Annotated in this window: 29 protein-coding genes and 1 tRNA gene; 23 read left to right on the top strand and 7 right to left on the bottom strand. The window is 64.1% G+C overall.

The genetic code is table 11. From position 1 onward, the window contains the following. Nucleotides 1–18 precede the first annotated feature (18 nt). From E6C64_RS08510 to E6C64_RS08475, 8 genes are all read left to right on the top strand, one after another. The gene (locus tag E6C64_RS08510) at nucleotides 19–1,002 is read left to right on the top strand and encodes a C1q-like domain-containing protein (RefSeq protein ID WP_136427028.1); all 984 of its coding nucleotides are present in this window, start codon (nucleotides 19–21) and stop codon (nucleotides 1,000–1,002) included. Next, nucleotides 999–1,361, top strand: a complete 363-nt coding sequence (locus E6C64_RS08505) for a hypothetical protein (RefSeq protein WP_136427027.1) — start codon at nucleotides 999–1,001, stop codon at nucleotides 1,359–1,361. Before E6C64_RS08510 ends, E6C64_RS08505 begins: the two co-directional genes overlap by 4 nt. Beyond that, entirely contained in the window at nucleotides 1,358–1,597 is a 240-nt protein-coding gene (locus tag E6C64_RS08500) for a hypothetical protein (RefSeq protein ID WP_136427026.1), read from the top strand. The genes E6C64_RS08505 and E6C64_RS08500 overlap by 4 nt, the downstream gene beginning before the upstream one ends. Then, nucleotides 1,594–2,259: a M23 family metallopeptidase gene (locus tag E6C64_RS08495; RefSeq protein WP_136427025.1), complete on the top strand. Its 666-nt coding sequence runs from the start codon at nucleotides 1,594–1,596 to the stop codon at nucleotides 2,257–2,259. Before E6C64_RS08500 ends, E6C64_RS08495 begins: the two co-directional genes overlap by 4 nt. 2 nt (nucleotides 2,260–2,261) lie before the next feature. Then, entirely contained in the window at nucleotides 2,262–2,456 is a 195-nt protein-coding gene (locus E6C64_RS08490; RefSeq protein ID WP_136427024.1) for a hypothetical protein, read from the top strand. A 392-nt stretch (nucleotides 2,457–2,848) separates the two neighbouring features. Next, nucleotides 2,849–5,647, top strand: coding sequence for a hypothetical protein (locus E6C64_RS08485; protein ID WP_136427023.1), 2,799 nt, complete (start codon nucleotides 2,849–2,851; stop codon nucleotides 5,645–5,647). A 2-nt stretch (nucleotides 5,648–5,649) separates the two neighbouring features. After that, nucleotides 5,650–6,192 carry a hypothetical protein gene (locus E6C64_RS08480; protein ID WP_136427022.1) on the top strand — a complete coding sequence of 181 codons (543 nt, stop codon included), beginning with the start codon at nucleotides 5,650–5,652 and terminating at the stop codon, nucleotides 6,190–6,192. A 120-nt stretch (nucleotides 6,193–6,312) separates the two neighbouring features. Continuing rightward, nucleotides 6,313–6,639, top strand: a complete 327-nt coding sequence (locus tag E6C64_RS08475; protein WP_136427021.1) for a histone-like nucleoid-structuring protein Lsr2 — start codon at nucleotides 6,313–6,315, stop codon at nucleotides 6,637–6,639. Nucleotides 6,640–6,692: 53 nt separating this feature from the next. Here E6C64_RS08475 and E6C64_RS08470 read toward each other — a convergent pair whose 3' ends face one another. Genes E6C64_RS08470 through E6C64_RS19010 form a run of 4 tightly spaced genes read right to left on the bottom strand, consistent with a single transcriptional unit; the run spans nucleotide 6,693 to nucleotide 9,973 of the window. After that, nucleotides 6,693–8,954, bottom strand: coding sequence for a type IV secretory system conjugative DNA transfer family protein (locus tag E6C64_RS08470; protein WP_136427020.1), 2,262 nt, complete (start codon nucleotides 8,952–8,954; stop codon nucleotides 6,693–6,695). 31 nt (nucleotides 8,955–8,985) lie between these two features. Then, nucleotides 8,986–9,189 (bottom strand): hypothetical protein, encoded by a 204-nt coding sequence (locus E6C64_RS08465; RefSeq protein ID WP_136427019.1) that lies wholly within the window; start codon nucleotides 9,187–9,189, stop codon nucleotides 8,986–8,988. After that, on the bottom strand, nucleotides 9,186–9,458 hold the full coding sequence (locus tag E6C64_RS08460; RefSeq protein WP_136427018.1) for a hypothetical protein: 273 nt from the start codon (nucleotides 9,456–9,458) through the stop codon (nucleotides 9,186–9,188). The genes E6C64_RS08465 and E6C64_RS08460 overlap by 4 nt, the downstream gene beginning before the upstream one ends. Then, nucleotides 9,458–9,973 carry a hypothetical protein gene (locus tag E6C64_RS19010; protein ID WP_158437778.1) on the bottom strand — a complete coding sequence of 172 codons (516 nt, stop codon included), beginning with the start codon at nucleotides 9,971–9,973 and terminating at the stop codon, nucleotides 9,458–9,460. The genes E6C64_RS08460 and E6C64_RS19010 overlap by 1 nt, the downstream gene beginning before the upstream one ends. An 81-nt stretch (nucleotides 9,974–10,054) precedes the next feature. Between E6C64_RS19010 and E6C64_RS08450 the strand changes: the two genes are divergently transcribed. From E6C64_RS08450 to E6C64_RS08425, 6 genes are all read left to right on the top strand, one after another. Next, nucleotides 10,055–10,534, top strand: a complete 480-nt coding sequence (locus tag E6C64_RS08450; protein WP_136427016.1) for a hypothetical protein — start codon at nucleotides 10,055–10,057, stop codon at nucleotides 10,532–10,534. Between the two features lie 95 nt (nucleotides 10,535–10,629). Then, nucleotides 10,630–11,016, top strand: a complete 387-nt coding sequence (locus tag E6C64_RS08445; RefSeq protein ID WP_136427015.1) for a CpaE/TadZ family protein — start codon at nucleotides 10,630–10,632, stop codon at nucleotides 11,014–11,016. A gap of 50 nt (nucleotides 11,017–11,066) precedes the next feature. Further along, on the top strand, nucleotides 11,067–11,810 hold the full coding sequence (locus E6C64_RS08440; RefSeq protein ID WP_136427014.1) for a formylglycine-generating enzyme family protein: 744 nt from the start codon (nucleotides 11,067–11,069) through the stop codon (nucleotides 11,808–11,810). A 94-nt stretch (nucleotides 11,811–11,904) separates the two neighbouring features. Then, a complete protein-coding gene (locus E6C64_RS08435) occupies nucleotides 11,905–12,795 on the top strand; it encodes an aminodeoxychorismate lyase (RefSeq protein WP_136427013.1) in 891 nt (296 codons plus the stop codon). Nucleotides 12,796–12,800: 5 nt separating this feature from the next. Then, nucleotides 12,801–13,124, top strand: coding sequence for a DF family (seleno)protein (locus E6C64_RS08430; RefSeq protein WP_136427012.1), 324 nt, complete (start codon nucleotides 12,801–12,803; stop codon nucleotides 13,122–13,124). Between the two features lie 136 nt (nucleotides 13,125–13,260). After that, nucleotides 13,261–14,754 carry a sensor histidine kinase gene (locus E6C64_RS08425; protein WP_136427011.1) on the top strand — a complete coding sequence of 498 codons (1,494 nt, stop codon included), beginning with the start codon at nucleotides 13,261–13,263 and terminating at the stop codon, nucleotides 14,752–14,754. Nucleotides 14,755–14,929: 175 nt separating this feature from the next. On the opposite strand, the gene E6C64_RS08420 is transcribed toward E6C64_RS08425, so the two are convergent. Further along, nucleotides 14,930–15,178 carry a WhiB family transcriptional regulator gene (locus E6C64_RS08420; protein ID WP_136427010.1) on the bottom strand — a complete coding sequence of 83 codons (249 nt, stop codon included), beginning with the start codon at nucleotides 15,176–15,178 and terminating at the stop codon, nucleotides 14,930–14,932. 201 nt (nucleotides 15,179–15,379) lie between these two features. Here E6C64_RS08420 and E6C64_RS08415 point away from each other — a divergent pair, with 201 nt between their 5' ends. After that, entirely contained in the window at nucleotides 15,380–15,790 is a 411-nt protein-coding gene (locus E6C64_RS08415; protein WP_136427009.1) for a hypothetical protein, read from the top strand. A 17-nt stretch (nucleotides 15,791–15,807) separates the two neighbouring features. Here E6C64_RS08415 and E6C64_RS08410 read toward each other — a convergent pair whose 3' ends face one another. Continuing rightward, nucleotides 15,808–16,404 carry a TetR/AcrR family transcriptional regulator gene (locus tag E6C64_RS08410; RefSeq protein ID WP_158437777.1) on the bottom strand — a complete coding sequence of 199 codons (597 nt, stop codon included), beginning with the start codon at nucleotides 16,402–16,404 and terminating at the stop codon, nucleotides 15,808–15,810. A gap of 97 nt (nucleotides 16,405–16,501) precedes the next feature. Here E6C64_RS08410 and E6C64_RS08405 point away from each other — a divergent pair, with 97 nt between their 5' ends. Further along, a complete protein-coding gene (locus E6C64_RS08405; protein WP_136427007.1) occupies nucleotides 16,502–17,554 on the top strand; it encodes an ABC transporter permease in 1,053 nt (350 codons plus the stop codon). A 50-nt stretch (nucleotides 17,555–17,604) separates the two neighbouring features. Here E6C64_RS08405 and bcp read toward each other — a convergent pair whose 3' ends face one another. Then, on the bottom strand, nucleotides 17,605–18,084 hold the full coding sequence (bcp, locus tag E6C64_RS08400; RefSeq protein ID WP_136427006.1) for a thioredoxin-dependent thiol peroxidase: 480 nt from the start codon (nucleotides 18,082–18,084) through the stop codon (nucleotides 17,605–17,607). A 157-nt stretch (nucleotides 18,085–18,241) separates the two neighbouring features. On the opposite strand from bcp, the gene E6C64_RS08395 reads away from it, so the two are divergent. The 7 genes from E6C64_RS08395 (at nucleotide 18,242) to E6C64_RS08365 (ending at nucleotide 24,185) form a co-directional block, all read left to right on the top strand. Continuing rightward, nucleotides 18,242–18,314, top strand: a tRNA-Lys gene (locus tag E6C64_RS08395). A 209-nt stretch (nucleotides 18,315–18,523) separates the two neighbouring features. Then, nucleotides 18,524–19,813: a M20/M25/M40 family metallo-hydrolase gene (locus tag E6C64_RS08390; RefSeq protein ID WP_136427005.1), complete on the top strand. Its 1,290-nt coding sequence runs from the start codon at nucleotides 18,524–18,526 to the stop codon at nucleotides 19,811–19,813. Further along, the gene (locus E6C64_RS08385; RefSeq protein WP_136427004.1) at nucleotides 19,810–20,631 is read left to right on the top strand and encodes a FadR/GntR family transcriptional regulator; all 822 of its coding nucleotides are present in this window, start codon (nucleotides 19,810–19,812) and stop codon (nucleotides 20,629–20,631) included. The genes E6C64_RS08390 and E6C64_RS08385 overlap by 4 nt, the downstream gene beginning before the upstream one ends. Then, entirely contained in the window at nucleotides 20,628–21,587 is a 960-nt protein-coding gene (locus tag E6C64_RS08380; protein WP_136427003.1) for an ABC transporter permease, read from the top strand. The genes E6C64_RS08385 and E6C64_RS08380 overlap by 4 nt, the downstream gene beginning before the upstream one ends. Further along, nucleotides 21,584–22,456, top strand: coding sequence for an ABC transporter permease (locus tag E6C64_RS08375; protein WP_136427002.1), 873 nt, complete (start codon nucleotides 21,584–21,586; stop codon nucleotides 22,454–22,456). Before E6C64_RS08380 ends, E6C64_RS08375 begins: the two co-directional genes overlap by 4 nt. Further along, nucleotides 22,453–23,349: an ABC transporter ATP-binding protein gene (locus tag E6C64_RS08370; RefSeq protein WP_136427001.1), complete on the top strand. Its 897-nt coding sequence runs from the start codon at nucleotides 22,453–22,455 to the stop codon at nucleotides 23,347–23,349. The genes E6C64_RS08375 and E6C64_RS08370 overlap by 4 nt, the downstream gene beginning before the upstream one ends. Then, nucleotides 23,346–24,185, top strand: coding sequence for an ATP-binding cassette domain-containing protein (locus E6C64_RS08365; RefSeq protein ID WP_158437776.1), 840 nt, complete (start codon nucleotides 23,346–23,348; stop codon nucleotides 24,183–24,185). The genes E6C64_RS08370 and E6C64_RS08365 overlap by 4 nt, the downstream gene beginning before the upstream one ends. Nucleotides 24,186–24,188: the final 3 nt, after the last annotated feature.

The raw sequence follows: 24,188 nt of genomic DNA, 5'->3' as shown, positions 1-24,188 counted from the left end.
CGCCTATTTTCACGCCCGGTGCATTCTGCTATATTGAGAATAACTAGGACGGGCTCACGAGACAAAGCTATATTAGCCTCCGTTCCTCAAGTTGATCCGAATGATGAGATAACCGCTGAGTCGGTGAATCAGGGTGCCAACGCGTTGGCAGTCGTCGTCAATGGCGGCATTGATGATACCAATGTCTCGACCCTCAGCGGAACTAAGCTCACCGCTAGCACGATTCCCGGCTCTGCCATGACGGCAGAAGCCAGTCCTTACACACGCCTGTACGAATCAATGGGTGATTTTGTTGCCTCTGGCGGTGTCTGGAGCCCGCTCACCGGTCTAAACGCCACGATGAGTGCAGCTGTTTCCTACATAGCCGGAAAGCGTCTTACAACGGCTATGGTGACTTCGTATGCGTTTACTGCAAGCAAAGACACCTACGTTTACATCGATCTAAATGGTGTCGTGCAGTACTCAGCGCTCGCGAACGGCTCCTCCGTACCCGCGACCCCAGCGAACAACCTGCTAGTCGCGAAGGTCGTCACGAACGGCTCAGCGGTCGCTGTTTTGTACAACGATCGGATCCTCGCTCCCGCATCTACGAAGCCAAACTTCCGCGCGTATCTTTCCAATGCTTACGCGCTTGGAGCAAGCGGCGACGTCGTGCACCTCGATGCCGAGAATCGCGACACCCTGAACAACTTCAGCACCAGCACCTACCGCTTCACTGCCCAGCACACGGGGACGTATGAATTCAAAGCAGCCGTGAACCACAACATTGCCAGCGGAAACGCTCTGTATATTTCCCTCTTCAAGAACGGCTCGGAAACAAGTAGGGGAACGGAGGTACTAGCCAGCGCTACATTCGATTTTTCCAGTGCTGTAGCCGACGATATCGAGCTGGTCGCTGGAGACTACGTCGAGGTTCGAATCTCCGGGACTGTGGGTAATCAGGTCAAGGCTGGTGCATTCCTCACCTACTTCGCCGGATCGTTGAAGAGGCAGCCCTCATGAGTGAGCACAACCGCGAGGACATCGGCTATTCGGGCAGAGACATCATGGACAAGCTCGTGGCGCTCACGATCAACCAGGAAGTCCTGATGTCGGACGTCGCTGAGATCAAGACGCAGACCTATAAGACCAACGGGCGCGTGAACAAGCTCGAGCGCAGCGCCGAGCTGCAGGAGAGCCAAGCCAAGTGGCAAGAGGACTACATGGCGAAGCACCCGACGATCCAGAACATCAAGGCGGAGAACCTCACCGTTCAGCGCAAGTGGTACGACAACAAGGATCTCGTCAAGGCAGCTGGCATCATCACCGCGGGCGCAGCCGGCATCATCACGTTCTTCATCGGATCGGGAGCCGCGCGATGATCACTCTGCTGATCGCACTACGCCTGATTCCATACCTGCTCACCGCGATCATCGCTTGGCAGAAGGGGTTCCTCCGGCTGACGTTCGCGGCGATGCTCTGTATCGCCACCGTCCTCTACACGCTGACGCTTCCAAGCCCGCCTGCGCTCTTTCCTTTTGTCCTCTCGTCGCTCTTCTCGCTCGCGTTGCTCTTCCACGCTCTTGACTTGAAGAGTCGTAAGGGAGGCGGACGATGATCGCCAATGACTTCCCAGTGACCTTCGGCTACCGAGCAACGGACGGTGTCTTCTACGGACCTAAAGGCTCAGTGGGCAAGTACCACCGCGGGAACGATCGAGCGTGTCCAGTCGGAACGCCGATCGTCATCGGTGGCGTGATCATCGGCTACACGGGCAACACCGGGGTGACCGGCGGTCCTCACCTGCACATACAAGCGGGCACGGATATCGCCTGCCAGAAGGACATCGACCCGACGCCGTACGAGTTTCAGCCGGGCACCGTAGTCGCCGTGGGAATCGGGAGCCAATGGGGCAACTACGTCACGGTGCGGGTGGGCGACTCATACGTGACGTACTGCCACCTGAGCAGCGTCGCGACGTTCGTCGGGCAAGAACTAACCACCTCGAGAGGAGGAAGCATGATCTCAATTTCATACGAAGAGTACGAGGACCTGAAGAGCTGGAAAGCCAAGGGCATCGACGCCACCAAGTACAAGGACGCGGTCATCGCATCCGAAGCATGGAACGGTGACATGCACCAGTCGATCGAGTTGATTACCCCTGTGATGAACGACCTACATGGGTTCAAGCGCGACCAGGTGGCTCAAGGCATCCAGGGCAGCAAGTCCCAATCCGCCACGACCCTGAAGCCAGGGCTCTACGAAGTGGTAGCGGGGTGAGTATGCAAGTCAGCATCCCTCCCAAGGTCCGCGTCGTCCTATATGTCGCAACCGCGCTCGGCACGCCGGTCATTGCCTATCTCCTAGCCAAGGACTACATCGGATCCCTCGAAGTCGCCCTCTGGAGCGGTGAGGTAGCCGTGATCAACGTGCTTGCGGCGCTCAACGTGCAGAAAAACGACGGGGCATCCAACTAGATGGCTAAGCCTCCCGAGATCATCCGCGGAGACGATCAGACGGTTCCGGTCCCGGCTACCGCTCTGTTCGGGGACGTAACGGGAGGGTCCGCTTACCTCTTTGTCATTCCGAGGGGTGCGAACGCCAGCGATACGGTCGTAGATCCATCGGCGGTCATCACGTCCTCGCTCGGACCGTTCGAATCTGACGTGACATCGTTCGACTTCGAGTTGTCGAGCCAGGCGGGCGTCCCAAATAGCTCGTTGATTCCAGTCGGAAAGTACTACTGGTACGGGCGGTACCTCAGCGCAGCCCAAAAGCTGACCACATTCCGCTTCGACTCTGTAGAAGTCGAGGTGACTCCTCCACGGGGAAGCTCCTAGTGGGTAGCTCTATCCGCTCTATGAAGATCGTGGCGCAGGTCAAGGCGGCGCCGATCTTCAAAGTGCAGGCGCGTGTGCAAGGGCCTAGGGGTGAGGATGGCCAGGTTCAGAGCGTCAATGGACGTACAGGGGTCGTGACAGGTCTAGCCGAAGCATCGGCGCTGCCGGGAGACGCCACGTCATCAGTCAAAGGATTGGTTCGACTAGCGGGTGACCTCGCGGGCTCTGCATCGTCGCCTATTGTACGAACCCGGACGGTATCGAAGATTGTCGCGCCGACAGGTATTGCAGCGGATTACAGCACGAGTGGCACTAATGACCACACGGTCATCAATACTGCTATAAGCGCGGTCAGTGCAGCTGGTGGAGGACGAGTTGTATTGCGCGCCGGCAACTATTCAATGAACGGTGCCATCAGCATGCGGAGCAACGTGTGGCTGTCGGGAGAGGGCGTCGCGACAGTCTTAACGCCTACCCCTGGTGGCGGGCGCACAATAAATATTAGCAATATCAGTAACGCTCGCGTATCCAATCTCTTTATCAATGGTGTCAATAGCATTGATTCCGACAAAATCATAAACATCGCCAATGGTAGCGGCATAGTGGAAGTCGACCACTGTCAGGTTCTCAATACGCCAGGAACATGCCTTTCGATCAAGAACAACAACCTGGCAGACTCAAACAAGATCTGGATTCACCACAACCGCTTGGTAGGAGGAGGAAACGGGGACGTAATTTTTGGTGGCCCAGACGATTCGATCTCCACGATCAGCCAGGTCATTATTGAGAACAACTTCATTCGCCAGGGTGATCTCGGACTCACGTATTCGCCGTCGGCTATCAACCTCGTTGCTCAAAAGCGCTTCGTTATTGCCAACAATGTCGTCGACGGATTCATCACGCTTGGTGGCGAGAAGATTCCGCATTATCACGTGACCGTCTCGAATAATGTGCTAAGTCCCGGGGGGTCGGGGCGCGGAGCCAGCATCGTAGTTTTCACGGACAGCAACGTCGGTCAAACAGAAGAAAGTCGATTCCTGACCATCACCCACAACCATGTGATTGGTGGAAACATCTACGTTCAGGGGCAAGATGAGGGGGCAGTCTCCTATACCCGGAACGTCATCATTGCGAACAATCAGGTGGATGGGACGAAGGAAGGCGGCGTTGATCTCACTAGGGGTATCAACCTTCAGCATCTTCGAGATGTGATTGTAAGTCAGAACATCATCGACGGCTCTGATACAGGTGTCTATTTGTATGACGTTCACGGGATTAGCTTCCTTGGAAATCGAATCCTCAACACTACTACGCCTATCTCGACGCCTGGGGGAGCTGGTCTCTCCGATGAGATTTCTTACCATGCAAACGTTGGGTTAGGGCAAGATATACAACTTAGCGACGTGGGCGATCACGCCATCGGTATAGGGCAATCGAAGATTGGCGCTGGCGGCTCACTCATAATTAAGGCGGCTGATTCCGTTATCGGAGGCACGAACCTTGGTGGCGGTCATGTGGACATCAAGTCTGGAATAGGAACAGGAAACTCTGGACTGGGATACGTAGGTTTCTGGACTTCGCGCGACACGTCAAGCGGTACCACCACCCAAATACAGGAAGAGCGTATGCGCCTTACAAGCTCGCAACGTGGTCGCCTTATTGTTGGGGCTCCGGCGGGCGTTCAAACTGCAGACGGGCTTACCTACGCCGGTGATACGCCCCGTAACACTGGAGTAGCCCGCTCTGGAGGCTCAGGTCTCCCGGGCTTCAATCACAAGATCTATAGTGGTCAGCCGGCACTGGATGCCGTAGACAAAGACGCCGGAGAACTGCTCCTGGTAGCGTCTGAATCTAGAGGATCCGGTACGGCCGTCATCCGACTGCAGACTCCAACGCCAGGTATTTCAGGCAACTCCTTGAATTCCGTTACTGACCGGGTCGTCGTGGATAGCACTGCTGCAAACTTTTCTGTGCCGGTCCTTCTCTCGGGGGCGCCCACGGTGAACCTCCATGCAGCAACAAAGCTGTATGTTGACTCAGCCGATGCCATTTTGCAGACTCAGGTCGGATCAAAAGCTGCCAAGGGAGCCAATTCGGACATTACAGGTCTGAGTGGATTGACGACACCTTTGTCGGTGTCTCAAGGAGGATCTGGCGGTTCTACCTCCACCGGAAGTGGTGCCCTGGTTCTTGCGTCTTCGCCTACCATCACGACACCCGCTATTGCACAAATAAATGACACGACAGGCGCCATAGCCTTATCACTTCCTGCAGCGGGTTTAGCGGTCAATTATCTACAAATGGCTAATGGGGCAGCTGGTATCTCGCCGTCACTGATTTTTACGGGGTCTGATACGAACGTTCAAGGGACGATCAAAACCAAGGGGACTGGTGCTCTCGTGTTCCGTCCCGGGGGCGACAGCACTATTTCGTTTCAGCTGAAGCAAGCAAGTAACACGACATACGTCGTAGCTGACAGCGTCAACCAACGGCTAGTGGTTGGGCAAGCTGGTGCCCCTCACTCGACGTTGCAATCAGCGGGTTCGTTTGCGATTGCCTACATTGTGAAGACGGCGGCGTACACCTTGGGTGCCAGTGACGCGGTGGTCGACTTCACGAGTGGAACGGTGAACGCGACGCTTCCTACCTCCGCAGGCATCGCCGGGCGCGAGTACCTCATCAAGAACTCGGGTACTGGAGTGATAACGGTCGTCACCACGTCTAGCCAGACCATCGACGGAGCCAGTACCTATAGCTTGAGCACCCAATACAAGTACGTCCGTGTCCAGAGCAACGGCGCTAACTGGATCGTGATCGGAAACAACTAGCCATGGGTGTAGGCGTCCAGTACTACGGGCAGAATCAGGTCTGGGACAGCGAGGCGAACATGATGGCGACCACTGGGCGCCCCGGTGATCTGGCTTACGCATCAGACACGACGATGTTCTATCGGAGTAACGGCTCCGGCTGGTTCCCTACGGACGCGCTCCGCGTACTTCGAGGAACCGCGCCAGTGAATCTAGCTGCGACCGGGTCGACTCTCATCTACACATTAGCTCCGACATCTTTCCGCTTCGTCGTGATTGGCGTGCATGTCGAGATCCTCTCGCTTACTGGCAACGTCCTGACCCAGGCTCAGCTAGCGGTGGGTGCCACCGGACCGAACTACGCCGACATCGCCGCATCCCAGGGTCTGTTGGGAACCTTGGCTGGTATCGGGCTGACATCCTCGAACGCGCTTACCCTCGCATCAGCTCGAGCAGCGCTAAACGGAGGCACGGCGGTATACGCAAAGGTGAATACCCCTGCAACGGGGCTTCCCCTGACTGCCTACACGGCGCGTCTTGACCTGATGGGCTATTTTCAGGTCTAGAACCATCGAACGCCCTTCATATACGCACCTATGACCTATTCTCAGGCGTTTCTAGGCGTACCAACTTGCAAAGACGAGTATTTGCCCATATCGTTTATTTCAAGCTTTAGGGAGGCTCTTATGGTGCAGAAGCACGTTATTGAACTGCTGGACGACATTGATGGTTCGCCGGCTACGAAGACTGTCCAGTTCGGCTATGAGGGCATCGACTACTCGATCGACCTGTCCGAAGAGAATGCAGACAAGCTGCGGGAGGCGCTGAGCGACTACATCGATTCAGCTCGCCGTAACGGTGGCGGTCGCAAGCCTGCCGCGGCGCCGGCTAAGTCGTCCGGGAACAAGGACCTGCAGGCGATTCGCCAGTGGGCATCCGAGAACGGTCACCAGGTCAGCGCACGCGGACGTATCGCGTCGTCGATCATCGACGCGTACAACGAAGCGCACTAGACACAAGCAATAGCAAGAAGCCCCGTCCGTGATTTGGACGGGGTTTCTTGCGTTTACCACTCGCCGATCGGCGGTCGCTTGTCCTCAGGAGTTGGCGCTGGCGCTCGTCTGTTCTCGATCTCGGATCGGACCTGCTCAACCGGTCGCCCATAGGTCGCGGAACTGAGGCGCACGGTGTGGTGGTCATTGCCTGTCGTGGGCAGGGGAGCGGTCACCTTCAGCGTGATCGGCGCGCTCGATCCACTGGATTCCGTGGCGATCTTCGCCACAGCCTCGTACTTGCCGATGCGGGCAAGGTCCTCTTCGGTGAAGTACTTCCTGCCGAGTTCTCCCTGCCATAGGCGGGCAGCTCGTCCCTCGGTTTGATAGATCACCTTTGTCAGGGCGTTGGTGAGCACGCCAGTCTGCACATCCGGGTCGAGGGTCTCGATGTTCTGGGTCGCGACCGTTACGCCGAGACGGTGCTTCCTTGCCTGCTGCAACATCGACTGCACATTCATCGGCAGCTTCAGCAGTTGCGCTTCGTCTATGAAGAGGAAGTTCGGCTTGCTCGGGGTGAACCGCTGGGCACTGTTCCAGAGCGCGTCCATGAATAGAGAGGCGATGAGCTTCGCGGCTTCGGACGGGATACCCGCGAGGTTCACGAGCAGGATCTTGTTCTGGTTGATGACGTCGTCCATCTGGAAGCTCGACTTCGACTGCCCAATGATGTGGCGGGTCTCGGGGCGGCTTGCTAGCTGCCACGCGCGGTTGAGCAGGGGAGTCGCGTAGGTGTTTCGGGTCGCTTCTGGCATGTTGTCCCAGCGCTGCCAGAAAAGCTGCAGGTCGCGGTCCTTCACGGAGCGCTTGATGTCGTCCGCCCAAGCAAGTTCATTCGCGCCGGGGGTGACCAGAGGGATGATGTCCGTAAAGGCGTACCCGCCGGCAGCAGCAAGGGTCCATAGCCCGTGAAAGATCAGCTGGGGTAGCCAGACGCCGGACTTCGAGTCGCCGTAGATGCGCTCGAACAGCTGCGTGATCTGATCCCCGACCACGCCAGGAGCGCCCTGATCGAGGACATTGAAGCTGACGGGTCGGTTTGCCCCGTTCTTCGGGTCGACGATGATCACGTCCTGCATCCGCTCCGTAGGGATGTAGCTGAGTGCGCGCGAGAAGAGGGTCTCGTGGCTTTCGCTGCCGCCCACGTCGATGACGATCGCCCCATATCCATGCGCCACGTCCTGGGCGAAGAGGTTCGCCATGAGCGCTGACTTCCCGGATCCGGTGCCGCCAACGATGAACGTGTGGCTGAGGGCTTCGTGGTAGCCGACTGCGACGGGGCGCTCGTTCCCCGGGACGTTAGATACCCCGATCAGCCTGCCCGTCTGCGGGATCTCAGCCGTGGCGTGAAGGTGTCGGGCAGCGCCCCGGGGGAGTCCCGCGACATAAGGCGAACCAATAGGCCATCCGAAGATCCCAACCGCTTCCGTCACGGAGAACTGGGCGTCAAAGAGGATCGGCGTGCGTGCCTCGTTCACCTGAGCCAGTCCGTACAGGTCGAGCGGCTTGGATTTGAAGCGGTTCGAGCTGGTGTGCATGCCGGCTAGCGCCTTCTGGACTCGGTCCACCAGATGTCGCCCACGTGCGTTGGTCTCGGCAAGGGACACGACCCGACCTGCAGCGAGGACGTTGTGCTCCTGCAGCTTGGTCCGTCGCTGCTCGAGTTCTTCAGCGCTCGCGGTGATCCGACCTGACAACGCCCGGAGGATGCCGAACTGGTCGGACGCTGCGCCCTCGGACCGCGGTGGCATCTTCGCCGGGGCGGGCGTTATGACCCATTGGATCATCACCGACTCTTTGTCCCCGAGGGTCGCGATGGAAGCGAGGAGGCTCGTCGACATGTCCTCCGCTGAAGTGGGCATCATCGGCTGCATTGGTCGGGACATGCGGATGGAGATGCCGGCGACCCACTGCTCACGGACACGGTCGTGGTCCGGGGTGACGTTGATGCCCGGGATCAGGCTTCGGAGCTGCCCGACTATGTAGTCAGCATCTGCAGCCGGCACGAGCAAGCGATGAATGATCCCGGAGTTCGTGCCAATGGTCTCGAAGCAGATCGAGGGCATTCCGAATGCGCGGGCGAGCTTGCCGGGCATCAGTCCGCGGAGGGATCCGATCCACACAGCCATTCGCGCGCCGGTCAGATCAGGAGGGAACCCCAGCGTGTAACCGATCCGCTGCTGGTCGAATTGCTTCTGGCTTTGCAACTTCAAGATCAGTACCCCCGGTGGGAGAAGTAGTGAAGGAAGAAGTAATGCCAGAAGTGTCATCCACATCTGGCATTACTTTGACACGGAGCGCGTCGAATTAAAAGAACGCCTTACGCGCCAATCGGTTACGAATGACTCGGTAGGCGACGAAGATCGCGATGACAACGAATGCGCCGATCGCGACCTGCACGTAGTACCTCGAGATGCCCACGATCACGAACATGACGATGGCGTCGAAGAGGACGAAGGCACCGAAGACCAGCAGCGCGATGCCGAAGATCGAGCTGTAGAAGCGCTTCACCGGACGTCCTCATCCATCTGCTCGAGTGCCCTGAGCAGGTTCATGAAGCGGTGATGCGCCTCGAGGTTCGCGCAGTAGTTCGCATCGTGCATGCGCCATAGGACGGCATCCCGCTCGTAGAGCTGCCTGGCACGCTCGAAGCCCGCCTTCCTGCCCAGGAGCGCGCCGAGCTTCCACGCCGCGATGGCGAACAGGGCGGCGATGACCGCGACGATCAGGCAGACAGCCACGAACTCGGACGGAGTGATGCTCGCGATGAGCCGGTCCATCAGAGGAACGTGCGTCGGTAGATGCCCAGCTCCATGTCCCGGAACAGCTCCGCCATGGGTTCCAAGTAGCTGGCGCGGGCTTCGTTCGGTTGGTTCAGCACGATGTCGGCAACCTGTGCAGCGTCGCGCATGCGGTTCTGGAAATAGAAGGAGCGGTCGGCAGCCTCCTGCTCGGCGATCTCAGCGCGATTCGAGCGGACCCGGCGCATCTGCGTGTCCTCGTAGATGGCGGCTTCGGCTGCGACATCCAGCCGGTCCGTCTGCTTCTCCATCTCCTTCGAAGCGCGAGGACTGAGCTGGGGCGCGCTCAAGCTGTGACCGGACTGGAACGGGTTGCTGCCGTGGAGCGACGAGATGTTTGGAACGAGGGACACGGGACTGCTCCTTCTAATCGGGTGCCGCCGGGGGAGCGGCTTGGGTAGAGCGGAGGCGAGCGTCTGCCGTGGATCCAGCTGAGAGGCGAGAGCTTCCTTGATCTCGTCGACGTTCTGTCTCAGACGATCCGTATTGGTCATCGCACGACCTCCTTATTGGGGAGGGTACATTGGCACTACTGCCATTGGCAAGCATGCCAATCAACGCGGTACCATTCATAAATGGTCGATGTCCCCGCGCGCCTCGAGTTCCTGCGCAAGCTGGCGACCGGTCCTGGGGCTACCCACGAGCACATCGCCCAGATGGGTCCCGAGATGCTGAAGGCGTTCGAGGTCGACTCTCCCGAAGAGCTGCGCCGCGACATCAGGCGTGCTGCCTATTCGTTGCCTTCGTCGAGAACCACGGAGGCGATCATCTACGCGCTAGCGGTACAGGACATCCCGCAGGAGCTGCCTCTGACTCTCGAAGGTCGCCGCAAAGAGATGATGCGGATTCAGGCGACAGACTTCCGCAACGTGATCAGGCGCGAGCGGAGGGGCGTCGAAGAGCTGGAGCTACTCATGGAAAACATCCAAGGGCTCGCGAAGTCAGGTCACCCATGGCCCTGGTCATCAGGCGAATTTAGGCGGCTTGTCGAGATTGACACGAAGAGGCGGCTCCTGTTCTTTGTCCTCAAACCCATCGTGGCTGTGCCGGAGTAGCCGCCCTAGCTCCGACGTATAGCGCCGCCTACACTGACCTCTTCGCGCCGCGGAGGAACGCGGCGACCCTCGCCGCCCTCGCCGAAGCGGATCTCGTGGTCGCGGTCGGCAGCGCGGATCCCATCGGACTCTCGCGCCTGGTGCGGGCGCACGTCGATCTGCTTGAGCTCGCCGACGCCGAGCGCATCCGTGTGATCGTCAACAAGGTGCGTGCCAGCGCCGTCGGTCTCAATCCCGGATCGCAGATCGCCGCGTCGCTGCTGCGCTTCGGGGGCATCCGCGATGCGGCCCTCGTCCCAAGCGACCCGGTCGCCTACGACGCGGCGCTGCTGACGGGCAGGACCGTCCGCGAGGCCGCGCCTCGGTCTCCGGCCGTCGCGGCCATCGCACGCTTCGTGTCTGCGGAGCTCGTCGCAGCGAACGTGCCTGAGACCGCTCGCAAGCTGCGGGGGCGATGGTCCCGTCCGCTCGCGCACGCCTGATCAGCAGACGGTGCAGACCTCTCGTCGGCGCCGTATGTCAGGCTTCCTCGGTGGATGAGATCGAGCTCGCCCGGATCGCCGGGGGCACTGTCACCCTGCACGACGCGCGCCGGATGCTGCGCTGGAGCGTCGACCTCGAGCCATTCGAGATCGGCGTCTTCCCGGTCACGGAAGAGCAGCTGGCCGAGCTGCTGGATGTGCCGTCGGTGCATCCGCGACGGCCGGCGGTCGAGGTCAGCTGGCTGCGGGCCATCCGTTTCTGCAACGCCGCATCGGAGTGGGAGGGACTCGATCCCGCGTACGGCTTCGACGGCGAGGACGTCACCTGGCACGTCGACGCCGACGGGTACCGCCTGCCGACGGAGGCCGAATGGGAGCTCGCCTGCCGGGCCGGATCGACGGGCGCGACCTACGGGCCGCTCCACGAGGTGGCCTGGACGAGTGCCGATGGCGTGAGCTCGCCGCAGAACGTGGGCGCCAAGCTGCCCAATCTCAACGGCCTCTTCGACATCTTGGGCAACGTGTGGGAGTGGTGCTGGGACCTGCTCGATCCCGCCCGCTACGACAGCTATCGCGTGTTCCGCGGCGGCGGATTCGCCGACGATGCATTCAGCGTGCGGGCCGGCACCCGACGCGGAGGAGCGCCCCGCATGTCCCATGAGGATGTCGGGTTCCGCCTCGCGCGCGGAGCCATGGATGGGCAGGACGCGGCGCAGGGCTGGTCCGCCGCAGTCGATCGGGAGCGCGCCTCGATCGACGGCCCGCTGCCCTCGGGCTGGACTCCACGGCGCTGAGCTCGAGGCACGGTTGAGCGCGGAGTCGACGCCACCCTCGAGCGCCGACCCGGTCGAGTGTGCTCGGCCCGGCGATCGGGTGAAGGATGGGGGAGTGCCATCCACAGCCCTCGTCCTGCTCAACCGCCCCTCTCTCGCCGCACCGGCGCATGTCGACGGGGCGCCCGCGCACCGGTTCGTCGAGCCAGACGAGCCGCTCGTCAACGTGCTCGACCTCGGCGTCACCCGCGGCGACGGAGTCTTCGAGACGATCAGCGTCGGCTACGGCTCGATCCAGGCCCTCGACGCGCACATCGCCCGCTTCGCCAAGTCAGCCGGCATCCTCGAGATGCCCGAGCCCGACGCCGATGCCTGGCGCGACGCGGTCCAGGCTGCCGCAGCGGCCATCGATCCGGTGGACGAGGCGTACGTGAAGACGATCATGACCCGCGGGATCGAGGGAGACGACCGGCCCACCGGATGGGCGTACGCCGCTCCCGCCCTCGGCCGCGCCACTGCTCGGTCCGAGGGGATCCGCGTCGTGCTGCTGGATCGCGGCTACCGCCACGACGTCCGACAGACCTCCCCCTGGCTGCTCCAGGGCGCCAAGTCGCTCTCCTACGCCGTGAACCGCGCGGTCATCCGCGAGGCGCACCGACGCGATGCGGACGACGCGGTCTTCGTCAGCTCCGACGGCTATCTGCTCGAGGGCTCGACGTCCAACATTCTGCTGCGGTTCGGCGACCGGCTCGTCACCCCCGGCACCAACCTCGGCATCCTGGCCGGAACGACCCAAGGCGACGTGTTCGATTTCGCAGTCACCCAAGGACTCGAGGTCGCCTACGAGCTGCTGCCGATCGCAGCTCTGCACGAGGCCGACGCCGCGTGGCTGCTGTCGAGCGTGCGGCACGCGGCACCGATCCGCGCCGTCGACGGCACGCCCAAGCCGATCGACCGCACGTTCACCGACGCGCTCAACGACTTCCTGCTGCACCGCACGAAGTAGTCGCCATGGCGGTCGAGCTACTGATCTGGTCGGGCTGCCCGTCGCACGACGATGCGCGGACGCGGCTGCGGGAGACCTTGGATGCGCTCGGCCGCACGGATGAGCCCATCGAGGAGCGCTGGGTCGAGTCGGAGGGCGATGCCGCAGCGCTCGGCTTCATCGGATCGCCGACCATCAGAGTGGACGGTGTCGAAGTGGTTCCGTTCGACGAGGGCGAGCCGACAGGACTGACTTGCCGCGTCTACCTCACGCGCGCTGGCAAGTACTCGCCGCTGCCGGACCGCGATGACCTTCGGGAGGGCTTGGAGCGCCTGCTCACCTCGCGGTGATGCTTTGGGGCGGTCGGAGCCGTCTCATCGGGGTTCCCAGATGAGCGCGCGCTCGGCGGGCGAGGCAAGCTCCTCCATCCGCCGCCACCCGGGCGCCCCGGATCTTCGTTCCGAGCGGCGGTCGTAGGCTGGGGCCGTGCCTACGCTGAGTGAACTCGTCGCGACCGGCGGCCGCTCGAACGCCGCCGACGTCGAATGGCTCCATCTGCTCGTCGGAGACTGGCAACTGCTCTCGGACCTCGCCTTCGCCGACATCGTGCTCTGGGTGCCGACCGATGACGGGTCGTTCATCGCCGTCGCGCACGCCCGTCCGTCGAGCTCCGCGACCCTCTTCTACCGTGACTTCGTCGGGCAGCGGATCAAGTCCGAGTGGAAGGCGCTCGTCACCGACGCCTTCGAGAGCGGTCGGATCATCGACTCGTCCGCTCCCGACTGGTTCGAGGAGACGCCCACCCGGGTGCGCGCGGTCCCGGTGCAGCGACGCATCTCGCCGAGCGGCCTCGCGATCACGAACGTGCCGATCGCAGTCCTCACCCGACACACGAACCTCAGCGAGACGCGCATGCCGAGTCGGCAGGAGCTCACCTTCAACGAGTGCTCCGACGACCTGTTTCGGATGATTGCCGCCGGCGACTTCCCCGACCTCGGAGCACCGTCCGGCCCGCGTCGCGGGGCGCCACGCGCGTCCGATGGGCTGATCCGGCTCGACGTCGACGGCATCACGACCTTCGCGAGCCCGAACGCCCTGTCCGCGTTCAACCGGATGGGCTTCACCGGCGAGCTCGAGGGGGAGTCGCTGGCCGAGGTGACGACCGAGCTCGCCGAGGAGCAGCACACCGTCGATGAGACCCTGCCGCTCGTGGTGACCGGGCGAGCTCCGTGGCGCACGGATGTCGACTCCCGCGGGGTGACCGTGACGCTGCGGGCGATCCCGATCCGACATCGCAACGAGCGCCTCGGGGCCATCGTGCTCTGCCGCGACGTCACCGAGCTGCGGCATCAGGAGCAGGAGCTCATCACCAAGGACGCGACGATCCGCGAGATCCACCACCGGGTGAAGAACAACCTGCAGACGGTCGCATCGCTGCTGAGGATCCAGGCCCGACGGTCGCGGACCGATGAGGCGCGCGATGCCCTCATCCAGGCCATGCGCCGGGTCGGCTCGATCGCCGTCGTGCACGACACGCTCTCCGAGGGCCTCAACCAGAACGTCGACTTCGACGAGGTCTTCGAGCGTGTGCTGCTGCTCGTCGCCGAGGTCGCGTCGAGTCACAGCACCAAGGTGCATCCGCAGAAGGTCGGCACCTTCGGCGTGCTGCCGAGCTCATCGGCGACACCGCTCGCGCTCGCCCTGACCGAGCTGGTCACCAACGCGGTCGAGCACGGACTCGCCGGTCGCGAGGGCACCGTCGAGATCCGAGCAACCCGGGACAACGAGACCCTCACGGTTCTCGTGCGCGACAACGGCAACGGCCTCGCCGAGGGCAAGGTCGGATCCGGCCTCGGAACCCAGATCGTGCGCACCCTGATCCAGGGCGAGCTCGGTGGCTCCATCGACTGGCACACCATGGTGGGCCGCGGCACGGAGGTCACGATCGAGATCCCGATGCGCTGGGTCACCGCCGCCTAGGCTGCCCGCGGGATCCGACCTGCCGTTTTCACGGTTCAGGCCTTCGGACGCGGTTCAGGTGAGAATCGCCTGAAGCGGGCTCGAAATCGCAGAATCGCCTGACCGGTGAGGATCGCCTGATCCGTGGAGATGCGGAGCAGAGCAGGCGGGCGCGGAGGGGCTGGCGGGCCTGGTGTCAGGAGGCGCGGCGGGCGCGCGCTGCGCGGCGCTTGAGGGCGCGACGCTCGTCTTCCGACAGGCCGCCCCACACGCCGTAGTCCTGGCCGGTCTCCAGTGCGTACTGGAGGCAGGTCTCGGTGACGGTGCAACGAGCGCACACGGCCTTCGCCTTGTCGATCTGGTCGACGGCCGGCCCGGTGTTCCCCACGGGGAAGAACAGCTCGGGGTCGGCGGTGAGGCAGGCGGACTTGTCGCGCCAATCCATGCGGTGGTGCTCCTTCAGACGTGCGGACAGAACGGTCGATCGACCGGAGATCGGGGGGTGATCAGTCGTTTGTCTCGGCGACGGAATGTTCGGTAAACCATCTGATCCGAGCGCCCCACGTCTGTGTGGGCATCGAAAACGACCTCACTTATGGTTGCATATGGGCAACGTTGTATCAATAGCTTTGTATGGGATCCCGCTGTGAGTGGAACTGAACCGATGTCGGACGGGGTCGTCGCGCCCGTCCTCCTGAAGGCGCTGGGGGTGGTTCTGGGCCTCGAAGCGATCGCTTCCATCGCGCTCGTGGGCTACCTGATCCTCGAGATTATCGACGGTCGAGCCGCCGTCTCGGGCGGCTCGATCGCTCTCATCGGGATCGCCGTCATCGCCGCGATCTTCCTCGTCGCGCTGACCATCGCGACCTTCAGAGCCCGGCCGTGGATCCGCGGCGCCGTCGTCACCTGGCAGCTGATCCAGATCGCGTGCGCCATCGGCTGCTTTCAGGGCATCCTCGCCGTGCCGTCGGTCGGATGGGCGCTGCTGGTGCCGGCGCTGATCGCCCTGGTTCTTCTGTTCACGCCGAGCGTCGTGGCGGCTACCCGCCGCGTCTGATCTGTCGCGCCGCCGCCTCAGTGGGGGAGCAGCTCCGCGATCGCGGCGAGGTAGCCCTGCTCGTCGAAGTCGTCGAGCAGCGCGCTCTGCACGATGAAGCCTTGGATCATCCCGATGATGGCGGGCGTCACGAGGTCGGCCCACCGCACTGCTTCGGGGTCGGGGAGACTGCGGTTCTGGCGGGCCCATTCCGTGAAGTAGCCGGTCATCGACTGCCTTAGATGCCGCGCGAAGGTGGCGGCGACGATCTCGCGCATCTCCTGATCGATGGACGATTCGGCCCAGAGCTGGAGGATCAGCCGGCTGTCGCGCAGCTCGCCGCGCATCGATCGCACGACTCTGCCGATCAGCTCGCTGGGCTCGGGCAGGGGATCGGACACCCGCGCGGACTCGATCTCGGCGGAGCGTGCGCTCATCACGCGCCCGGCGACCTCGATCGCGATCTCTCGCTTGCTGGCGAAGTGGCCGTAGACGCCACCCGCTGACAGTCCCGCCTCGTCCATGATGTCGGCCATCGAGGTGTGCTGAAACCCTCGCTCGGCGAAGGCGCGCAGCGCTGCCTCGGCGATCTGCTCACGCCGAGCAGCTCGATGTTCGTCCGTGACGCGGGGCATGCGGTCCATTCTGTCGATGGGATGTGGCGAGTTTGACGGGGCTCGCCATCCTCACTATAAAGAACGAGCATTCGTTTTTTATAGTGAGGAGACCAGGATGTCGAACGCGACACCGACCACAGCGAATCGGGCACCTGCGCCCACACCATGGAAGCGCATCCCCGTCGTCGGACTGCTGATGGCGGTCATCGTCGGCGTGCTCGTCCTCGCCTTCAGCTGGCCGGGCGTCACCTCCGAGGTGAAAGACCTGCCCGTCGCGATCGTCGGCCCCGATGTTCAGGTCGAGGCCTTCACCGCGGCCGTCGACGAGAATCAGCCCGGTGTGCTCGACCTCCGCACGGCCGACGACGAGGCCGAGGCCCGCGAGCTGATCGAGACCCGTGCGGTCTATGGCGCGATCGTCCTGGGCAAGGAGCCCGAGGTCCTCACCACATCCGCCGGCAGCGCGGTCGTCAGCCAGCTCCTCACCGGGATCGCCGGCTCCATCCAGGCTCAGGCGAACGCCGCAGCCCAGGCGCAGGCCGCGGCGTCAGGCGCCCAGGCGCCGGTCATCAGCGTCGCCGTCACCGATGTCGTGCCCCTCGCCGACACGGACCCGCGCGGCGTCGGGCTCGCGGCTGCTTCCTTCCCGATGGTGATCGGCGGGATGATCGGCGGCATCGGCCTCACTCTCGCCGTGGCGGGAGTCGCGCGCCGACTGGTCGCCCTGGCCATCTACGTGATCGCGGCGGGCGCCGTGGCCGGAGGCATCCTCCAGGGCTGGCTCGGAATCCTGCAGGGTGACGTACTCGTCAACATGGCCGCTCTCGCGCTGGCGTTCCTGTCGATCGGCGGCACCATCGTCGGCGTCGCGGCCCTCGTCGGACGGGCCGGCATCGCCATCGGTCCTGTCCTGTTCCTGCTGATCGGCAATCCGATCTCGTCGTCCAATTCGCCGGTGCAGTTCCTGCCCGAGCCATGGGGTGCCGTCGGTCAGTACCTCCCGCCGGGAGCCGGCGCGACGCTCCTACGGGACCTGTCCTACTTCCCCAAGGCCGACACCGCGTTCCCGTGGACCGTGCTCGCCGTGTGGGCGGCGGCCGGCGTGCTGCTCGCCCTGGTCGGACACTTCCGCAGTCGACGCTATGCCGTGGTGGAGTCCATCGCCTGACCCTCGGGCGAGGAGAAGATGCACAGGCACGCGGCCCCGAAGGTCGCAGGCTACGCGTCGATGCCGAGCTTCTTGCGGAGTGAGGCGACGTGTCCGGTTGCCTTCACGTTGTACAGGGGGAGGACGACCGATCCGCGCTCGTCCAGCACGAAGGTCGAGCGGATCACACCTGTCACGGTCTTGCCGTACAGGGACTTCTCGCCGTAGGCGCCATACGCCTTGTGCACCGCCAGGTCGGGGTCGCTGAGCAGCGGGAAGTTGAGGTTCTCCTGCTCCTTGAACTTCACCAGCGCGGGCAGCTCGTCCTTCGAGACGCCGATCACCTTGTAGCCGGCGGAGGCGAGCGAGTTGAGATTGTCGCGGAAGTCGCAGGCCTCGGTCGTGCAGCCGGGCGTCATGGCCGCCGGGTAGAAGTAGACGACGACCTTCTGGCCGCGCAGCTGATCCAGCGAGACGGTGCTGCCGGTCTCGTCGGGCAGTGCGAATTCGGGTGCCGCGTCGCCGACCTCGAGTCGTGCGGTGTCCGTCATGGATCGTCCCTTCGCCTGTCACCCTGATCCACAGGATCGGGTGTCGAGATTTCACTCTATCCAGCACGAAGCCCGGCATCCTGCGCCGTCGAGCATGCGATTTGCGGCTCTCGCGCATGGTAATGTTGACGGTCGGTTCGCCCGAGTGGCACCGCACGCACCTCTAGCTCAATTGGCAGAGCAACTGACTCTTAATCAGTGGGTTCCGGGTTCAAGTCCCGGGGGGTGCACGAAAGCCCGGAAGTCCTCCACGACTTCCGGGCTTTTTGCATTTCCCCAAAGGCACCGGGGCGCGAGTGCCAGTGCGCGACGGCCAGGCTCGATCGGCTTGTGTTTCGCCGATGTATCCGACTGTTTCGGCGTCGTGAATTCCTGGGCGAGGCTGCCCGGCGAGGATGGGTAACGGTATAACGTCCAGACACTAGACCTTTTGGACACGATGCTGAACCTTCTCGACGCGGCCATCGCCGCACACACCGAATCGGCTTTCGCCTTTCTCGAGGACCTGGTGCGCGCACCCAGTTTGGTCGGATCCGAGCAGACGGCGCTGGACGTTTTCGCGCGCGAACTGACGGCTATAGGGCTGGAGGTGCAGCTCCTGCCCTTCCCTGCCGAGCCGTTCAGCGATCCTCGCGGGGGAGTCAGCCCGCGCCCGCAGGACCTGTATGGGACGGGCAACGCCGCCGGCCGCTACCAAGTGGTGGGCCGGACCCCAGGGGATGGTCCGCTCACGCTTCTGCTCAACGGTCACATCGACGTCGTGCCGGCAACGGATTCCATTCTGTGGAGAACGGCCCCATTCGAACCGGATCGGCGGGACGGACGTATGTACGGCCGAGGTACCGCCGATATGAAGGGCGGCTTCGCGATCGGGATGCTTGCGCTTCGAGCGCTGAAGGATGTGGCCCCGGACCTGTTCTCGATACGTCGTCTCGGATTCCTGGCCGTGATCGAGGAGGAGTGCACCGGCAACGGAGCGCTGAACGCAGCCAGTGAGCATGGTGTCCTCGCCGATGAGGTCGTCCTGCTCGAGCCCACCGATCTCGGCCTCATGCTCGGCGGAGTGGGAGTGCTATGGCTCGAGGTCGAGGTCACCGGCCATGCGAGCCACGCCGAATCCGCCGACTCGACGAGCAACGCGATCGACCTTGGAATGCGCCTCGTGGCAGCCCTTCGCGCCTGGTCGGCCGACCTCTCCATCGCGGAGCCCGATCCGGCGCTCCCAGACACGGACCACCCCTACAACCTCAATCTCGGACGGATCACGGCGGGCGATTGGAACTCGTCGGCGCCGTCGAGGGCGACGCTCGGCCTGCGGATGGGCTTCCCCCGAAGCTGGGATCCCGCTCGGGCAGAGCGCGAGCTGCGCGCCTTCATCCAGAAGGTCACCGACGAGGACAGTGACTTCCCCGCTCAGCCGGTCGTGCGGGCGTCCGGCTTCCGGGCGTCGGGTTACCTCCTCGACGAGGAGGATCCGCTGGTCCGGGATCTGCGTGCCGCTCATCTGGACGCTCATGGCGACGAGCCGAGACTGTTCAGCCTGGGCAGCACGACTGACGCCCGCACCTATATCAACCACTTCGGCACTCCTGCCGTCTGCTTCGGCGCGATCGCGCACGACATGCACGGAGTGGACGAATCCGTCGAACTCCAGAGCATCGTCGACGGCGCGCGGACCCTCGCCCGCTTCCTCCTCGCCCGCTTCGCAGAGACGGAGGCGACCGCGTGAGCACCTCCACTGCGGATTCCGGCACGACCACGCCTGAACCCTCGACGCCGACCACGGTCGCCATCGACCCGTCCATCCCACTGGGCCCGCTGAGCGAGCCCATCGTCGCGCGCCACATCGCCGACGATGTCGTGGACCGCCTCGTCACGGCCATCGCTCTCGGCGTCTACGTGCCCGGGCAGCAGCTTCCCCCCGAGCGAACGATCGCGGGGATGCTCGGCGTCTCGCGGACAACGGTCCGAGAGGCACTGAAGCAACTCACCGAGTCGCGCTACCTCGCCGTGCGCCGTGGGCGAAATGGCGGCTACTTCGTGCTCGCCGACTGGGGGCCGACCTCTGCGGAGCACGTGCGTCGACACCTGCTGCCGTCCTGGAACGAGTTCGAGAAGCTCTTCGACGCCCGCACCCTGCTCGAGCCGGTGATCGCGCGCACCGCGGCCAGGCGCTGCACCCCCGCTGACGCTCAGGCGATCACCAAGGCGTTGAACGCCTACCTGGCGGCCCCCAATCACGATGCTTCCCGCCAGGCGGACTCCGCTCTGCACCGCGCGATCGCCGAGGCGACGCAGAACCCGATCCTCGTCGAGCTGTCCGAGGACCTCCGGGCGCGCGTCAGCCTCAACCTCGGCGCGGAGCCGTACACCGACGAGGTGCGCAGGAAGGCCATCGTCCAGCACCAGGAGCTCGTGGCCGCGGTTATCGGCGGAGACGGCGAGCTCGCCGCAGACATCGCCGCCCACCACTTCACCCTGTCGGAGGACCTGATCCGCGACCTCGTCGCGCGCGCTCAGCTCGAGCCGACGGGAGATCCGTCGTGACCTCCCGCCTCGGTTTCGTCCTGCGCCGGCTGGCGCTCACCGTGCCGGTGCTCTTCGTGATGAGCATCATCGTGTTCCTCATCATCCGGCTCGTTCCCGGCGATCCGGTGCGCACGATGCTCGGCTTCCGCGCCACCGACGAGAACGTGGAACAGGTGCGTCACCAGCTTGGTCTCGACCAGTCGTGGCTCCTCCAGTACGGCGACTTCATCGGCGGCATCTTCCGCGGCGACCTCGGCACCGACATCGTGAGCCATGCCTCGCTCTCCGACCTGCTCGCGCAGCGGCTGCCCGTGACCTTCGAGCTGGCCGGCCTCGCCATGCTGCTGGCCGTGCTGATCGGCGTGCCTCTCGGCGTCCGGGCCGCGACGGGCGGGAAGTGGGTGAAGCGGCTCACGGAGGGCTTCGTCGTCTTCGGCATCAGCATTCCCGACTTCTGGCTCGGCATCCTGCTGGTCCTCGTGTTCGCCGGAACCCTGGTGATCCTGCCGCCATCGGGCTACGTGCCGTTCGCCGACGACCCCGCCGGCAACATCCGGTACATGATCCTTCCGGTGCTCACACTCGCGATCGGCGAGGCCGCCTACATCCTGCGCACGACGCGGGCCGCGGTGACCTCCGTGCTCGACCGCCCGTTCGTGACGTTCCTGCGGGCGAAGGGCATCCGCACCCGTCGCATCGTCGCCGGTCACGCGCTGCGCAACGCCGCGCCCGCCATCGTCACCGTGATCGGCATCCAGGTCGGCGTGCTGCTCGGCGGCGCGATCATCGTCGAGCAGCTCTTCGCGCTGCCCGGGGTCGGGCGCCTCGTGGTGACCGCCATCACCCAGCGCAACTACCCGACGGTCCAGATCGGCGTGCTCGCGATCGCGACCACGTTCATCATGGTCTCGCTCGTCACGGATCTGATCGTTGGATGGCTCGATCCCCGAGTCGCGGACGGAGCGGCGACATGACCGCCCAGGCACCGCTCGTGGCCGCCACCGCAGTCAGCCATCGGCCCGCGAAGCGACGCACCTCCACCCGACTGCTGATCTCTGGGGCGATCGTGCTCGGCGTGCTCGTGCTCATCGCCATCGCAGCGCCGCTCATCGCGCCGCACGATCCCGAGTCCGTCGTCGTCGACGAGGTGCTCGGCGCCCCGAGTCTCGCCCATCCGTTCGGCTCCGACGCCCTCGGCCGCGACGTGCTGAGCCGGGTGATCTACGGCCTGCGAACCAGCCTGGCGGTGTCGATCTCGGCGGTCCTCGCGTCGATGATCATCGCCGTCCCTCTCGGCCTGCTCGCCGGCTACTTCGGCCGCTGGGTGGATACCGCGATCTCCCGTGTTCTCGACATGATCCTCGTGCTGCCGGCCATGCTGCTCGCGATCACCTTCATCGCCATCCTCGGCCCGGGCAGCGTCGTCGCGGCGATCGCGATCGCGGTCATCTACCTGCCGATCCTGGCTCGCGTGATGCGCACGAGCGCCCTGATCGTGACCCGCAACGACTACGTCGCGGGTGCGCGGGCGCGCGGCTCCAGTCACTTCAGGGTGCTGATCGGTCACATCGCTCCCAACGCCCTCGGCCCTGTCATCGTGCAAGCGTCGGTGCTCGCCGCGTTCGCGCTCCAGCTCGAGGCGGGCCTGAGCTTCCTCGGCCTCGGCACCCAGCCGCCCACCCCGTCGCTCGGCGGAATGCTCTCCGACGGCAGAGACGTGCTGCTCCAGGCGCCGTGGGTCGAGATCTTCCCCGGTCTCGCCATCGTGGTCGCCGTCCTCTGCTTCACGCTGCTCGGTGAGGGTCTGCGACGCTCCTTCGATCCTGAGGGGGTGGCCGAATGACCACGGCATCGGACTCCGTGCTCGACTTCACAGACGTCTCGGTCGCCTTCCGGAGCGATGGGCCGACGGCCTCCGCTCCGGCAGTGGATGGCGTCTCCCTCTCCCTGCGTCGCGGCGAGATCTTCGGGATCGTGGGCGAGAGCGGCTCCGGCAAGAGCACCCTGGCGAACACCGTCCTTGGACTCCTGCCGTCGTCCGCGACAGTTCGCGGCCACGTGCGGGTCAACGACCGCGACGTGCTCGGCCTCAGCGAATCCGACCTGCGTGCGCTGCGCGGGGACGAGGTCGCGATGATCTTCCAGGATGCCTCCGCCAGCCTCGACCCGACATGGCCCGTCGGAGACCAGATCGCCGAGACGATCCGCGCCCATCGCGCGATCGGCCGACGCGCGGCCAGGGAGCAGGCGATCGCGCTGATGACCGAGGTCGGCATCCCCGATGCCGCCAGTCGCTATGGCGACGCCCCGCACCGGCTCTCAGGCGGGATGCGTCAGCGCATCGTCATCGCCGCCGCGCTCGCCAACAACCCCCAGCTGCTGATCGCCGACGAGCCGGCGACGGCGCTCGACGTCACCATCCAGGCCCAGATCCTGCAGCTCATCGACCGTCTCCGACGCGATCATGGAACCACCGTGCTGCTCATCACGCACGACCTCGGCGTGGTCGCGCAGGTCTGCGACCGGGTCGGCGTGATGTACGCCGGTCGGCTGCTCGAGGTCGGCACAGCCCACGAGCTGTTCGCCCGGCCGACCCATCCGTACACGCGCGCGCTCCTCGCGGCATCGCCCAACCGGGTCGCGCGGGGCACCCGGCTGCCCGTCGTCCCCGCCCAGTGGAGCGTCGAGAGCCTGCACGAATCGGAAGCCGTCGCAGAAGCGGAGGCGGCACAGTGACCGATCGAGGGAATGGGTCAGCGAGCAGCCCCGGAAATCAGCTGCTGCGGGTCGAGGGCCTCAGCAAGACCTTCTACACCGGAGGTCCGCCGTGGGCTCGCCGCCGTGTGCACGCGCTCGACGACGTCTCGATCACGGTCGAGAAGGGTCAGACCCTGGGCATCGTGGGGGAGTCGGGAAGCGGCAAGAGCACGCTCGGCCGGTGCATCCTCGGCCTCACCAAGCCCGATTCCGGCCGCGTCGTCTTCGACGGCCAGGACATCGCGGGCCTCGGACCGCGTGCCCTGTCCTCGGTGCGCCGTCGGGTGCAGCCCGTCTTCCAGGACCCATACGGCAGTCTCGACCCACGGTGGACCGTCGGGCGCAGTGTGCGGGAGTCGCTGGACAGCTACCGCATCGGCACCCCGGCGGACCGCGATCGCCGGGTACTCGACCTCTTCGACCGTGTCGGGCTCAACCCCGACTTCGCCTCGCGCCTGCCCGGCAGCCTGTCCGGCGGGCAACGGCAGCGCGTCGGCATAGCGGCGGCGCTGGCCAGCGAGCCCGACCTGATCATCGCCGACGAGCCGGTGAGCGCCCTCGATGTCAGCGTGCAGGCGCAGATCCTCAACCTGTTCATGGATCTGCAGAACGACCTGGGCGTGGCCTCGGTCTTCATCACGCACGACCTCGGCGTCGTCGAGCACGTCAGCGACCGCATCGCCGTCCTCTATCACGGCGTAGTGGTCGAGACCGGAGACGTCGATCAGGTGATGCGCCGCCCCACGCACGACTACACCCGAACCCTGCTCGCAGCCATCCCCATAGCCGCACCGGCCCCCACCCCAGAGAACTAGGAG

Source organism: Naasia lichenicola, assembly GCF_004801885.1.
Taxonomy (GTDB): Bacteria; Actinomycetota; Actinomycetes; order Actinomycetales; family Microbacteriaceae; genus Naasia; species Naasia lichenicola.
This window is presented reverse-complemented; position numbering and strand designations above follow the sequence as displayed.